The 13,241-nt window shown below is 67.8% G+C and carries 15 protein-coding genes; 5 read left to right on the top strand and 10 right to left on the bottom strand.

Annotated elements, in window-relative coordinates; translation table 11 throughout:
- Window positions 1-14 precede the first annotated feature (14 nt).
- The 3 genes from C8N38_RS12295 to mnmC2 all read right to left on the bottom strand — a co-directional run bounded on the left by C8N38_RS12295 (window position 15) and on the right by mnmC2 (window position 3,586).
- Complete coding sequence (locus C8N38_RS12295) at window positions 15-1,814, bottom strand: NAD(P)/FAD-dependent oxidoreductase (protein WP_108027471.1); 1,800 nt, start codon at window positions 1,812-1,814, stop codon at window positions 15-17.
- A 235-nt stretch (window positions 1,815-2,049) separates the two neighbouring features.
- The gene (locus tag C8N38_RS12290; protein ID WP_108027470.1) at window positions 2,050-2,925 is read right to left on the bottom strand and encodes a DMT family transporter; all 876 of its coding nucleotides are present in this window, start codon (window positions 2,923-2,925) and stop codon (window positions 2,050-2,052) included.
- A 10-nt stretch (window positions 2,926-2,935) separates the two neighbouring features.
- Entirely contained in the window at window positions 2,936-3,586 is a 651-nt protein-coding gene (gene mnmC2, locus C8N38_RS12285; protein WP_108027507.1) for a tRNA (5-methylaminomethyl-2-thiouridine)(34)-methyltransferase MnmC2, read from the bottom strand.
- A gap of 74 nt (window positions 3,587-3,660) precedes the next feature.
- On the opposite strand from mnmC2, the gene C8N38_RS12280 reads away from it, so the two are divergent.
- Complete coding sequence (locus tag C8N38_RS12280; protein ID WP_108027469.1) at window positions 3,661-4,707, top strand: NAD(P)/FAD-dependent oxidoreductase; 1,047 nt, start codon at window positions 3,661-3,663, stop codon at window positions 4,705-4,707.
- A gap of 2 nt (window positions 4,708-4,709) precedes the next feature.
- Here C8N38_RS12280 and C8N38_RS12275 read toward each other — a convergent pair whose 3' ends face one another.
- Complete coding sequence (locus C8N38_RS12275; RefSeq protein ID WP_108027468.1) at window positions 4,710-4,949, bottom strand: GlsB/YeaQ/YmgE family stress response membrane protein; 240 nt, start codon at window positions 4,947-4,949, stop codon at window positions 4,710-4,712.
- A gap of 285 nt (window positions 4,950-5,234) precedes the next feature.
- Here C8N38_RS12275 and catB point away from each other — a divergent pair, with 285 nt between their 5' ends.
- Window positions 5,235-5,867, top strand: coding sequence for a type B chloramphenicol O-acetyltransferase (gene catB, locus C8N38_RS12270; RefSeq protein WP_108027467.1), 633 nt, complete (start codon window positions 5,235-5,237; stop codon window positions 5,865-5,867).
- Window positions 5,868-5,968: 101 nt separating this feature from the next.
- Here catB and fmt read toward each other — a convergent pair whose 3' ends face one another.
- From fmt to def (C8N38_RS12250), 4 genes are read right to left on the bottom strand one after another with little or no spacing between them, the layout of a single operon-like run.
- Window positions 5,969-6,868 (bottom strand): methionyl-tRNA formyltransferase, encoded by a 900-nt coding sequence (gene fmt / locus C8N38_RS12265; protein ID WP_108027466.1) that lies wholly within the window; start codon window positions 6,866-6,868, stop codon window positions 5,969-5,971.
- The gene (gene def, locus C8N38_RS12260) at window positions 6,868-7,371 is read right to left on the bottom strand and encodes a peptide deformylase (RefSeq protein WP_108027465.1); all 504 of its coding nucleotides are present in this window, start codon (window positions 7,369-7,371) and stop codon (window positions 6,868-6,870) included. Before def (C8N38_RS12260) ends, fmt begins: the two co-directional genes overlap by 1 nt.
- Entirely contained in the window at window positions 7,368-7,862 is a 495-nt protein-coding gene (gene def, locus C8N38_RS12255; protein WP_108027464.1) for a peptide deformylase, read from the bottom strand. The genes def (C8N38_RS12260) and def (C8N38_RS12255) overlap by 4 nt, the downstream gene beginning before the upstream one ends.
- Window positions 7,859-8,380: a peptide deformylase gene (gene def, locus C8N38_RS12250; protein WP_108027463.1), complete on the bottom strand. Its 522-nt coding sequence runs from the start codon at window positions 8,378-8,380 to the stop codon at window positions 7,859-7,861. Before def (C8N38_RS12250) ends, def (C8N38_RS12255) begins: the two co-directional genes overlap by 4 nt.
- Window positions 8,381-8,515: 135 nt before the next feature.
- Here def (C8N38_RS12250) and C8N38_RS12245 point away from each other — a divergent pair, with 135 nt between their 5' ends.
- The 3 genes from C8N38_RS12245 (at window position 8,516) to C8N38_RS12235 (ending at window position 12,053) form a co-directional block, all read left to right on the top strand.
- On the top strand, window positions 8,516-9,691 hold the full coding sequence (locus C8N38_RS12245; protein ID WP_108027462.1) for a MalY/PatB family protein: 1,176 nt from the start codon (window positions 8,516-8,518) through the stop codon (window positions 9,689-9,691).
- Window positions 9,692-9,790: 99 nt separating this feature from the next.
- Entirely contained in the window at window positions 9,791-10,780 is a 990-nt protein-coding gene (locus C8N38_RS12240; RefSeq protein WP_108027461.1) for a glutathione S-transferase family protein, read from the top strand.
- Window positions 10,781-10,859: 79 nt separating this feature from the next.
- Complete coding sequence (locus C8N38_RS12235) at window positions 10,860-12,053, top strand: lytic murein transglycosylase (protein ID WP_108027506.1); 1,194 nt, start codon at window positions 10,860-10,862, stop codon at window positions 12,051-12,053.
- A gap of 46 nt (window positions 12,054-12,099) precedes the next feature.
- On the opposite strand, the gene C8N38_RS12230 is transcribed toward C8N38_RS12235, so the two are convergent.
- Together C8N38_RS12230 and C8N38_RS12225 are read right to left on the bottom strand one after the other, a co-directional pair.
- Complete coding sequence (locus C8N38_RS12230) at window positions 12,100-12,546, bottom strand: YbjN domain-containing protein (protein ID WP_158272348.1); 447 nt, start codon at window positions 12,544-12,546, stop codon at window positions 12,100-12,102.
- A gap of 146 nt (window positions 12,547-12,692) precedes the next feature.
- A complete protein-coding gene (locus C8N38_RS12225) occupies window positions 12,693-13,175 on the bottom strand; it encodes a YbjN domain-containing protein (protein WP_108027459.1) in 483 nt (160 codons plus the stop codon).
- Window positions 13,176-13,241: the final 66 nt, after the last annotated feature.

The raw sequence follows: 13,241 nt of genomic DNA, 5'->3' as shown, positions 1-13,241 counted from the left end.
GGACCCCCGGGGTCTCAGCCCAGATGATGGACCTCGGGCACGCCCCAGGGCTCGACCGGCAGACCCTCCATCCGTGCCTTCAGCTGCAGCGCCAGGAACTGCGAATAATGGCGCGACTGATGCAGGTTCCCGCCATGGAACCACAGCCCCTCCTGCCGGGTGGGTTTCCACATGTTGCGCTGTTCGCCCTCCCAGGGGCCGGGGTCCTTGGGGGTGTCGGACCCGAGCCCCCAGCACTTGCCGACCTTGTCGGCCACATCCTGCCCGATCAGGTCGGCGGCCCAGCCGTTCATCGACCCGTAGCCGGTGGCATAGACGATAAGATCGGCCTTCAGATGCGTGCCGTCCTCCAGCATGACGCCATCCTCGACGATCTCGGTCACCTGTCCGCGTTTCAGCGCGATCTCGCCGTCGATGATCAGCTGGCTCGCGCCGATGTCGATGTAATAGCCCGACCCGCGGCGCAGGTATTTCATGAAGAGCCCCGATCCGTCCTCGCCCCAGTCGAGCCAGAACCCGGCCTTTTCCAGCGCCTCGTAGAAGCCCCGGTCGCGCTCGTGCATCTGTTCGTAAAGCGGGATCTGGAATTCGTGCAGGATGGCATAGGGGATCGAGGCGAAGATCAGGTCGGCCTTTTCGGTGGTGATGCCCGCCTGCACCGCCTGTTCGGAATAAAGCCCGCCAAGCCCGATTTCCATCAGCGTGTCCGAGCGCACGATATGGGTCGAGGACCGCTGCACCATGGTCACCTTGGCATCATGTTCCCAAAGGGCCGCGGCGATGTCGTGGGCCGAGTTGTTCGACCCGATCACCACGCAGGACTTGCCGCGATAGGCATCGGGGCCGGGATGCTGCGAGGAGTGGTGCTGATCGCCCCGGAAGGTGTCGCGCCCGGGGAAGTCGGGGATGTTGGGCTTGCCCGACATGCCGGTCGCCAGCACCAGCTGGCGCGGGCGCAGCACGACCTCTTCGCCGTCGCGGTCGACGGTGACCGTCCATTCCTTCGCGGTCTCGTCATAGCTGGCAGAGGTGCAGGTCGAGCGGGTCCAGTAGGTCAGCTCCATGACCTTCGTGTACATTTCCAGCCAGTCGCCGATCTTGTCCTTGGGGCTGAACACCGGCCAGGTGTCGGGGAACTTGATATAGGGCAGGTGGTCGTACCAGACCGGATCGTGCAGGCAGAGCGACTTGTAGCGCTTGCGCCAGCTGTCGCCGGGCCGGTCGTTCTTCTCGACGATGATCGTCGGCACGCCCAGCATCCTGAGGCGGGCGCCCAGCGCGATGCCGCCCTGTCCGCCGCCGACGATCAGTACATAGGGCTGCACCGTGCGCCCCAGCGCCTGTTCTTCGGCCTCGCGTTCTTCCTTCCAGCTGAGGCGGTCCTTGCCCGCGCCGTGCTTCGCCCCCAGCGGCCGGTGGATGCCTTTGGGCTCTTCATGGCCCTTCAGCTCGACCATGGTGGTCAGAAGCGTCCAGATCCGGTCGTCTTTCAGACGGATCAGCCCGTAGCCGCGGGCAAGCCCGGTTTCGAACCGGATCCAGGCGGTGGTGATGCCGTCCTCTTCGGTCGGGATCTCGCCCTCGGCCAGCGTCCAGCCCTTGGGCCCGGTCGCGGCCAGTCGGTCGCGCAGCATCGCGGCGACCTCCTGCGGGCCTTCGACGGTGCGGATGTTCCAGGTGAAGCTGACAAGATCGCGCCAGTAGCAATCCTCGGTGAACATCCCGACCGCGCGGTCGATGTCGCCCTGGTCCAGCGCGTCTCCGAATGCGGCAAGAACCGCCGAGACGCGGTCGGCATTGGTGGTATCGAGCATTGGTTTCCTCCCTTGCTTCCGGTTTCTCCGGATCTTCGGAGGAGCCGTTCGGCCGGGGGCCGCATGCCGCCGCATGGCAAAGAGAAAGGAACAGCGGCCAAGGGCCGCTGCGGCGGGTCGGGTCCGGCATCGGGGTCGATGTCGCGCATGGCTCCTCCCTCATCGACCTGGGCGGCAGGGTAGGGGCCACGGCCGGGACGGCCAAGCCAGACCATGGTCTGAAAGACGGGCTGCCTCAGCCGCGCCTGGCACGCACCCGTTCGCGCCAGGCGGTAAAGAGCCCCGCACCCACCACGATCACCGCGCCCGCCACGACATTGGCGCGCAGCGTCTCGTGGAACACGGTCAGCCCGAAGACCGAGGCGAAGACGAGTTGCAGATAGGCGAAGGGCTGGACCGCGCTGGCCTCGGCCACCTCGTAGGTCTTGATCAGCAGGAAATGCCCGAGCGCGCCCGAGACGCACAGCCCGGCCATGAAGCCCCAGTCGACGGCGGTCATCGGCTCCCAGCTCCAGACCCCGCCCAGCGTGGCCGCGACCGCCCCGGCCGTGCCGGTCCAGAAGAAGCTGGTCGCAGCGCTGTCCTCGCGGGCGACATAGCGGGTCAGCAGCCCGTAGACGGCGAACAGGATCGCCGCGGTCAGCGGGATCAGCGCCAGCGGCGAGAACACCCGCACCCCCGGCGCTAGGATGACCAGCACGCCGATGAAACCGACGCCGATCGCGGTCCAGCGCCGCCAGCCGACCTTTTCGCCCAGCACCGGCCCCGAAAGCGCGGCCACCATCAGCGGGTAGGAGGCAAAGACCGAATGGCTTTCGATCAGGCCCAGAAGGGTGAAGGCCGCGATCATCACCCAGATCTCGGCCACCAGCACCAGCCCGCGCAGGGTCTGCAGCACCGGCATCCGGGTGCGGGCCGCCGCCGCCAGGCTGCCCGCGTTGCGCCGCGCCAGCACCAGCACGAAGGCGGCGAAGAACCAGTAGCGGATCATCACCACCATCGGGATGTTGTAAAGATCGGCCAGATGCCGCGACAGCACGTCCTGCGCCGAAAAGACGAAGGTCGTGGCGATCATCAGCGTGATGCCAAGCCGGGTGTTCTGCTGGGTCATGGGCGGGCGGTCATCTCAGGCGGGCCGTGGTCATGTGGCGTTTGCGGCCAAAGCCGGGCTGGCGGGTCACCTCGAAGCCGGCCTCGGTCAGGCCGCGCCGGACGAATCCGGCCGCGGTATAGGTGGCGGCCGTTCCTCGCGGGGCGGTGTGGCGCGCGACCTCGGCCATCAGCTCGGGCGACCAGAGCTCGGGGTTCTTCGCGGGCGAGAAGCCGTCGAGAAACCAGGCATCGGCCCGGCCCGGCCAGCGCGGCAGCGTCTCGCGCGCATCGCCCTCGACGATCTCGGCGATCAGGTCCTCGGTCTCGATCTTCCGGGCGCCCTCGGCCCAGGCGGCGATCAGCGGGTCGGCCACGGCGCGGGCCTCGGGGAAGGCCGACAGCGCGCGGTCCATCGCCTCGGGGGCCATCGGGAAGGCCTCGAAGCTGGTAAAGCGCAGCGGCCCGGGCATCCCGGCTGCCCGCCAGGCGATCAGCGCCGCCAGCAGGTTCAGCCCGGTGCCGAAGCCCAGCTCGGCGATGTGAAAGCCGGGCACGAACCGGTCGGGCAGGCCGTTGCCGGTCAGAAACACATGCCGGGTTTCGGCAAGGCCGTCGGCAATCGAGAAATACGGATCGTCGAAGCGCACCGAGACCGGCACGCCGCCCTCGCGCCAGTCGATCTCTGCCCGCTGGCCTTGGGGCAGCGGATCGCCTAGACCGCGAGCGGACTCGTCAGGGCAGAAGGGCGGACGCGATGGCACCGGTGGACGTGACCGTGATGGGGGCAGGGGTATTCGGGTTGTCCTCGGCCTATGCCTGCGCGCGCCGGGGCGCAAGGGTCCGCGTGGTCGAATGGTCGCATCCCGGGGCGGGGGCGAGCGGCACGCCGGTCGGCGCGCTCAGTCCGCATGTGCCCGAGCAGTGGAACCCCAAGAAACAGTTCCAGTTCGAAAGCCTGATCGCGGCAGAACCCTTCTGGGCAGAGGTCGAGGCGACAAGCGGCCGGAGCACGGGCTATGGCCGGGTCGGGCGCTATCAGCCGGTTGCCGACGACAAGGCTCTGGCCCGCGCCAGGGCCCGCGCCGTCGAGGCCGAAACGCTCTGGCGGGGGCGCGCGGCCTGGCGGGTGATCCGGGCGGCCGAGGCGACGGGCCTTGTGCCCGAGGCGCCCTCGGGCTGGCTGGTCCATGACACGCTGTCGGCGCGGATCGCGCCACGCGCCGCCTGTGCCGCGCTGGCCGAGGCGATCCGTGCGCTGGGCGGCGAGGTGTCCTGCGGGGCCGAGGGGCCGCTTGAGGGGCTGGCGATCTGGGCCACGGGCTATCCGGGACTGGCCGAACTGTCGGCCGATCTGGGGCATCAGGTCGGCAGCGGCGTCAAGGGACAGGCGGCGATCCTTGCCCATGGGGCAGGCGCGGTACCGCAGGTCTATGCCGATGGCGTGCTGATCGTGCCCCATGCCGATGGCACGGTCGCCGTCGGCTCGACCTCGGAACGCGAGTTCGACGATCCCTACAGCACCGATGCGCGGCTCGATGCGGTGATCGCCCGGGCGCGGGCGGTCTGTCCGGCGCTGGCGGGGGCCGAGGTGGTCGAGCGCTGGGCGGGCGTGCGTCCCCGCGCGAAGACCATCGCGCCGATGCTGGGCCCCTGGCCCGGACGGCCGGGGCAGTTCGTGGCCAATGGCGGCTTCAAGATCGGCATCGGGCTTGCGCCGAAGGTCGGCGAACTGATGGCCGCGCTGGTGCTGGAGGGCCGGGACGACATTCCCGAAGGGTTCCGGGTCGAGGCGAGCCTCTAGCCTCAGCGCCGCCCGATATAGGTCTGGTAGACCCAGATCAGCGCCATCGCGCCCAGCACCGCGCCGACCAGTCCCGCCATCGCGCCGGTGATGGTCAGCAGGATGCGGATCAGCACCCCGCCGATCAGCGCGCCCAGCACGCCCAGCGCGACCGTGGTCAGCACATCGGCCTCGACCCGCATGATACGGGTGGCCAGAAAACCGGCCGCAGCGCCGACGATGAGAAGAAAGACCATGCCCATGCGCCGCAATATGGGGCGCGACGAGAGTCTTTGCCAGAGCAGACCGGTCGGGTCCGGGGTTTGGGGGCGGAATGGCACACGCCCCCATCGGCTTGCGCGCAGTCGCGGATCATCTATGCTTGACGCGGACCTTGTTTCAGCGTTCCGGGGGCATGCCGTGAAGTCGGCCGACCGAACCATCTGAATGGCGCCCTGCGCTTCGACGCGGGGCTTCGGCGCGTTGCTTCTGGCGACGGCGCCGTTTTCGCGCATGCGCGCAAGACCCGCTCATTCAGGGAACGGCAAATGGACAATGTATTTGAAAGCCCCTTCCGGGGCATCACGCTCGATCGTCAGGTGACCAACCCGAACATCAAGGTCGGAAAACACAGCTACTATTCAGGCTACTACCATGGCCACAGCTTCGATGACTGTGCTCGCTACCTGCTGCCCGACGAGGGCGTCGACCGCCTTCTCATCGGCAGCTTCTGTTCGATCGGAACCGGCGCGGCCTTCATCATGGCAGGCAATCAGGGCCATCGCAGCGACTGGATCAGCACCTTTCCGTTCTACTGGATGCCGGAGGTCGAAGCCTTCGGCGGTGCCCGGAACGGCTATCGTCCGTCCGGGGACACGGTCATCGGCAATGATGTCTGGATCGGGGCCGAGGCGGTCGTGCTGCCGGGGCTGACAATCGGCGACGGCGCCGTGATCGGCACCCGCGCGGTGGTGACCCGCGATGTCGCGCCCTATGCGGTCGTGGCGGGTAACCCGGCGCGGACCCTCCGCAAGAGGTTCGAGGACAGGATCGTCGGTCTTCTGCAGGAGATGCGGTGGTGGGACTGGTCCGAGGACCAGCTGAGGGATGCGATGCCGATGCTGACAAGCGGCGATGTCGAAGGGCTTTACCTGCATTGGCAGGCGCATATCCGCGCCTGAGCCGGGGATGGCACAGGTCTTGCAAGCCGTGGCTTCGGGCTGCGGGGCCTGTGCCCGATCCCTTGTCCGCAGGGCGCCGCCTTGCGCCACGCGCGCCTGTCTCAGTCCAGCCGTTCGGGCAGCGGAAAGCCGCGCAGGATCTCGGCGGTGCTCATCGGGCGCTTGCCCTGGCGCTGGGCCTCCAGGATCTCGACCGCGCCCTCGCCGCAGGCGATGGTGAGCCCGCCCAGGACCGTGCCGGGGTTCGCAGACCGCTCGACCGCGCGGGCGCGCAACAGCTTCAGCCGTTCGCCCGCGACATTGCACCAGGCGCCGGGGAAGGGCGAGAGCCCGTTGACATGGCGCGCGACCTCGGGGGCAGGGCGGGTCCAGTCGACCTTCGCCTCGGTCTTGTCGATCTTGGCGGCATAGGTCACGCCGTCCTCGGGCTGATCCTCGGGCGGCAGATCGCGCAACTTTTCGAGCGTCTCGACGATCAGCCGGGCGCCCATGGCCGACAGCCGGTCATGCAGCTCGCCCGTGGTCTCCTCGGGGCCGATGGGCGTCGTTTCGCGCAACAGCACCGGCCCGGTATCGAGCCCTTCCTCCATCTGCATGATGCAGACGCCGGTTTCGGTATCGCCCGCCATGACTGCGCGGTGAATGGGCGCGGCGCCCCGCCAGCGCGGCAAGAGCGAGGCATGGATGTTCAGGCAACCCCGGCAGGGCGCCTCGAGGATCTGGCGCGGCAGGATCAGCCCGTAGGCCACCACGACCGCCACATCGGGGTCGAGCGCGGCGAAGGCGATGTCCTGTTCCTCGGTCCTCAGCGTCTTCGGGTGACGGACCATCAGCCCCAATTCTTCGGCGCGGGCGTGCACCGGCGTCGGGCGGTCCTTCTTGCCGCGGCCTGCGGGGCGGGGCGGCTGGGTGTAGACGCAGGCGATCTCGTGGCCTGCCGCGACCAGCGCGTCGAGCACCGGCACCGAGAAGTCCGGCGTTCCCATGAACGTCACCCGCATCAGCGTTTCCCCAGTTTCCGGGCCTTCTTCAGAAGGCGGTCGCGTTTCAGCCTCGAGAGGGTGTCGAAATACATCCGCCCCGCAAGATGGTCGATCTGATGCTGCACCGATGTCGCCCAGAGACCGGAAAATTCGCGCGTCTCGGGTTCGCCCTGCTCATTGAGGAAGCGCACCGTGACCCGGGCGGGCCGGGTGATCGTGGCATCGACCCCGGGCAGGCAGGGGCTCGCCTCGTCATAGGCCGACAGATCGTCCGAGGCGGCCACGATCTCGGGATTGGCCAGCCGGACGGCCGCGCCGCGTGTCTCGTTGCAGTCGAGGACCGCAAGGCGCAGCAGCACACCGATCTGGTTCGCGGCCAGCCCGACGCCATGGCCGGGCATCGCCTCCATGGTGTCGATCATGTCGGCCCAGATCGCGCGGATCTCGTCGGTCACGGCCTCGACCGGCGCGGCCGGGGTGGCCAGGCACGGGTCGGGCCAGTGCAGGATCGGGCGGATCATGCGCCGTAGGCCGCTTCCAGTTCGGACCGCTGGCCGGCATCGACCCGGTTCAGGGTGACTATGCCGTCGAGATGGTCGATCTCGTGCTGGGCGCAGACCGCCGAGATGCCCGACAGCACCTCGCGCCGACGGGTGCCGTCGAGATCGGTCCACCGCAGGGTGATCTCGATCGCCCGCTCGACCTCGGCCACGATCCCGGGCAGCGACAGGCAGCCCTCGGGGCCGGTCATGGTGTCGGCGGCGCGCTCCTCGATCACCGGGTCGACGAAGATCCGCGGGCTGCGCGGCCCGGCGGCACCGTTGACGTCCATCACGAACAGTCGTTTCAGCACGCCGACCTGCGGCGCGGCCAGCCCGCGCCCGGGCGCCGCGTACATGGTGTCGAGCATTTCCTGCGCCAGACGCGCGATTTCCGGCGTCACCTGCCCGACCGGCTCGCAGGGCGTCGCAAGACGCGGGTCCGGCCAGTGCAGGATCGGCAGGACGCTCACGCCCGGCCCCGTTCGCGTTTGAGCTTGACCATCTTGCGGGTGATGAGCTGACGCTTCAGCGGCTTGAGATAGTCGATGAAGAGCTTGCCGTCGAGATGGTCGATCTCGTGCTGGACGCAGGTCGCCCAGAGCCCGGTGAACTTGTCTTCCTTCGGATCGCCCGACGGGTCGGTCCAGCGCACGATCACCTCGGCCGGGCGGGTGACCTCGGCATAGGTCTCGGGGATCGACAGGCAGCCCTCTTCGTGGATGTTCTTGTCGTCCGAGGCCCAGACGACCTCGGGGTTGAACATCGCGAAGGGCTGGGGCCGGGCGCCCTCGTCCTTGGCGCAGTCCATGACGATCAGCCGCGACAGCACGCCGATCTGCGGCGCGGCGAGCCCGATGCCCGGCGCGTCATACATGGTTTCCAGCATGTCCTCGGCAAGCTTCTGCAGCTCGGCGGTGATGTCCGACACCGGGTCGGCCACCGTCTTGAGGCGCGGGTCGGGATGGATCAGGATCGGTCGAATGCTCATGATCGTCGGATTTAGGCGAAGCCGCGCCGCCGCGCAATGCGGCGTGTCAGGCTCAGGCATCGGCCCGGACCGGGCAGAGACCTTGCGCTGGGGCGCCAAGTCGCTAGCTTGACGCGCGCAAGACAGGAGCGCCCCATGAATTTCGACGAGATCATCGACCGCCGCGGCACCCATTCCTCGAAATGGGACATGATGGAGCCGATCTATGGCGTTCCGGCGGCGGACGGGCTGGCGATGTGGGTCGCGGACATGGACTTCCGCCCGCCGGTCTGCGTGGCCGAGGCGCTGCGTGGCATGCTCGATCACGGGATCTTCGGCTATTTCGGCGACGACCGGGCCTACAAGGAGGCGATCGGCTGGTGGATGCAGACCCGCCATGGCTGGAAGGTCGATCCGGCCGCGATCTTCACCACGCACGGGCTTGTGAACGGCACCGCGATCTGCGTCGACGCCTTCACCGCGCCGGGCGACGGGGTGGTGCTGTTCACGCCGGTCTATCACGCCTTTGCCCGGGTGATCCGGGCGGCGGGGCGCGTGGTCGTCGAATGCCCGCTGGTCAACCGGGACGGCCGCTATGAAATGGACTTCGCGGCCTATGACGCGCAGATGACCGGGGCCGAGACCATGGTGATCCTGTGTTCGCCGCACAATCCCGGCGGCCGGGTCTGGACCCGCGACGAATTGCAGGGCGTCGCCGATTTCGCGAAACGCCATGATCTGGTGCTGGTCTCGGACGAGATCCATCACGACCTGGTCTATCCGGGCGCGCCGCGCCACACGGTCATGGATCTGGTCGACGACAGCGTGCGCGACCGGCTGGTCATGCTGACCGCCACGACCAAGAGCTTCAACATCGCGGGCACCCATACCGGCAACGTGATCGTGCCCGACCCGGCGCTGCGCGCGCGCTTCGCGGCCCGGATGGCGGCGCTGGGCCTGTCGGCGAACTCCTTCGGCATGATCATGGCAACCGCCGCCTATTCGCCCGAGGGCGCGGGCTGGATCGACGCGCTGATGACCTATCTCGATGGCAACCGGGTGCTGTTCGACGAGGGGCTCAACGCGATCCCGGGGCTGTCGTCGATGCCGCTCGAGGCCACCTACCTGTCCTGGGTCGATGCCTCGGGCACCGGCATGTCGTCCGAGGAATTCACCCGCCGGGTCGAGGCGGACGCGAAGATCGCGGTGAATCACGGGGCCAGCTTCGGCACCGGCGGCGAGGCCTTCCTGCGCTTCAACATCGCGACCCCGAGGGCCCGCGTCGCCGAGGCGGTCGAGCGGTTGCAGAAGGCCTTCGCCGACCTGCAATAGCCCCAAAGCCCCGTGCGGTGACGCAGGGGCCATGCGCGGCCAGAGGCGATGCCGGGGCCGCGCGGGCCGCTATCTCTTCCCGAAACAGAAGGAGGAGATATGGGATATCTCATGGATGGCCGCTGGGAGAGCGGCTGGTACGACACCGAGAGCCATGGCGGGCGCTTCGTCCGCTCGACCGCGGGCTTTCGCAACTGGATCACGTCCGACGGCGCCCCGGGACCCAGCGGCTCGGGCGGTTTTGCTGCCGAAAGCGGGCGCTATCATCTTTACGTCTCCTATGCCTGCCCCTGGGCGCACCGGACGCTGATCTTCCGCGCGCTGAAGGGGCTGGAGCCGCATATCGGCGTCTCGGTGGTGCATCCCGACATGCTGGACGATGGCTGGACCTTCGACACCGGCTTTCCCGGCGCGACCGGCGACAGGCTTTATGGCATGCCCTTCCTGCGCGACATCTACACCAGGGCGAAACCGGATGTTTCGGGCCGGGTGACGGTGCCCGTGCTCTGGGACACGCAGCGCCAGACAATCGTGTCGAACGAATCGTCCGAGATCATCCGCATGTTCAATTCGGCCTTCGACGGCCTGACCGGCAATCGCGACGACTATTGGCCCGAAGACCTGCGCGACGGCATCGACGAGATCAACGCGCGGGTCTACGACAGCGTCAACAACGGCGTCTACAAGGCCGGGTTCGCCACCTCGCAGGAGGCCTATGACGAGGCGGTGCGGGCCCTGTTTGACAGTCTCGACTGGCTGGAGAAGCGGCTTGCGACCCGCCGCTACCTGATGGGCGAGCGGATCACCGAGGCCGACTGGCGGCTATTCACCACGCTCCTGCGTTTCGATCCGGTCTATCACCTGCACTTCAAGTGCAACCGCAACCGGCTGATCGACATGCCCAATCTCTGGGCCTATGCGCGCGAGCTGTACCAATGGCCGGGCGTGGCCGCGACGGTGCATTTCGACCATATCGTGCGGCACTACCACTACAGCCACGACACCATCAATCCGAACCGGATCATCCCGATCAATCCGCGGATCGACTGGACTGAACCGCATGGGCGCGACCGGCTGAAAGCCGCCTGAGCCAGCTTGTCTGCCGGTAACAGCTTGGTAAGGTGACGGCCGTAAAACGATTTTGTCTAAAATGGTCCGGAGCCTTTTCATGCGCCTGTCGCCGTCCCTGCCCGTTCTCTGCCTGCTGTCGCTGGGTCTTGCCTCCGGGGCGCCCGGCGGGGCCTGGGCGGCCTGCGGCGGCGATTTCGGCGGCTTCGTGGCGGGGCTTCGCGACGAGGCGGTGCGCCGGGGCCACGATGCCGGGGCGGCGCGGACCTTCCTTGCCGGCGTGCGGCAGGACCCTGCGGTGATCCGGGCAGACCGGGCGCAGGGGGTGTTTCAGCGGGATTTCATCGATTTCTCGCGACGATTGATCAGCCAATCGCGGCTGGACAACGGGCGGCAGAACGCCGCCCGCTATGACGCCGTGTTCGATAAAATCGAACGGACCTACGGCGTCTCGCGCGGCGTGTTGTTGGCGTTCTGGGCCCTCGAAACCGATTTCGGGGCGGTCCAGGGCGACTTCAACACGCTGAACGCTCTGGTCACGCTGGCCCATGACTGCCGGCGGCCCGACCTGTTCCGGCCGCAGGTCTTCTCGGCGCTGACGCTTTACGAACGCGGCGATTTCGACCCGGCCCGCACCACCGGTGCCTGGGCGGGCGAGATCGGTCAGGTGCAGATGCTGCCCGCCGACATCCTTGAAAACGGCGTCGATGGCGATGGCGACGGGCATGTGCTGCTGAAGACCTCGGCGCCCGATGCGCTGATGTCGGCCGCGAAGATGCTGAAGGGGCTCGGCTGGCGCGCGAACGAGCCCTGGCTGCAGGAAATCGTCATTCCGGCCAATCTCGACTGGGCCGAGATCGGGCTCGACCACGGCAAGCGCGTGTCGGACTGGGCGCGGCTGGGCGTGCGGGCGCGCAATGGCAGCCTGGGCCCAGGCAACCTTTCGGCCTCGGTGCTGCTGCCGATGGGGCGGAACGGCCCGGCCTTCCTCGCCTACCCCAATTTCCGCGTCTATTTCGAGTGGAACCAGAGCCTCGTCTACGTGACGACCGCGGCCTATCTGGCAACCCGTTTCGAGGGCGCGCCGATCTTCGACCCGCGCGCCCCCGAGCCGGGGCTTTCAGGGTCCGAGATGAAGGCGCTGCAGCAGAAACTGTCCCGGCGCGGCCATGACGTCGGCGGGATCGACGGCATCCTTGGCGAAAAGACCCGCGAGGCGGTGCAGACCGAACAGATCCGGCTGGGCCTTCCGGCCGATTCCTGGCCGACGCGCGCGCTTCTGGACCGGCTCTGACCGCCGCCTCAGGCAGCGGCCAGCCCGTGGGCGCCCGGCCCGCGCCTTACCAGTCGATGAAATCCTCGAAGGCGTCGATCGACTGGCGCCACAGGTCGACGGTCGTCGCGAACAGCTTGTCGTCGACCCCCGGATCGGCCAGGATCACGTCCATCTCAAGGCCCGGATCGCCCTCGTCGTCAAGCGTGGCCTTGGTGAACAGCCATTCGCGGTTCCACTGGTTCATCTTCAGCGCGGTGACCGGGTCGGGCATGTCATAAGCGACGTAGAACTGGATCGAGCTGCAGTCGGTATTGTCGGTGCAGCCGTAGAACAGCACCGAAAATTCGGTGTTCGACTTTCCCGTCAGATGGGTCACGATCTTGGGGTCGCCGAGATCGTCGGTTTCCATCGTCGCCGCCAGGCCTTCGGCGCGGAGCGCCTTCAGCACCGTATCGGGGTCCGAGGCGATGACATCGGCCGATGCCGCTCCCGCCCAACACGACAGGGCCAACAGGCTCGGCGCACAGCGGGAAAGGGTCCGGCGGGCGGAAAACGGGCATGTCATCGAAAGGTCTCCTTGGTCTTGAGCAGTCTGTGCCGAGGCAGTGCCGGTCGCGGCCGGAACTGTCAACCGGGCGACAGTTCCGGCCCTGCACTTCAGAAGCCGATGAATTCCTCGAAGACCTGCAGGGCTTCGGACCAGATCTCGCAGATATTCAGGAAGTTGCGGTAGCCCATCCCGTCATGGTCGAGGTTGACGTCGACGATCAGGGCCGGTTCGCCCGCGTCGTTGACCACGGCCTTGGCGAACATCTGGGCGTTGTTCCAGCGGTTCATGGCGTCCGGGTCCAGTGGCTGTTGCAGCGCATAGCGGGCGATGAACTGCACCGCGCCGCAATTGCCGTTCGAGCTGCACTTGTAGAAGAGCACGGTGAAATTGGTGCCGCGAACCCGGGCCTCGATCTTGGGGTCGCCCTGGGTGTCGACGCCCATGCTGGCGGTGAAGCCTGCATCGCGCAGCACGCCCAGCACCTGGTCGGGATCGGCGGCGCGCACCGGTTCCGAGGCCTGCAGCGGTCCGGCCAGAAGGATCTGGGCGCCCAAAAGACAGGCCGCGACAAGACGACGGGACGGACGCATCAACACCTCCTGCGGGGCGCGGGGTCGGCGCGCATCAGGACGCCGCGCGGTGCGGCTGTCAACCCC

The organism is Rhodovulum kholense (assembly GCF_003053725.1).
GTDB lineage: Bacteria > Pseudomonadota > Alphaproteobacteria > Rhodobacterales > Rhodobacteraceae > Rhodovulum > Rhodovulum kholense.
The sequence above is the reverse complement of the archived record's forward strand: the minus strand, read 5'-3'. Positions and strand labels throughout refer to the sequence as shown.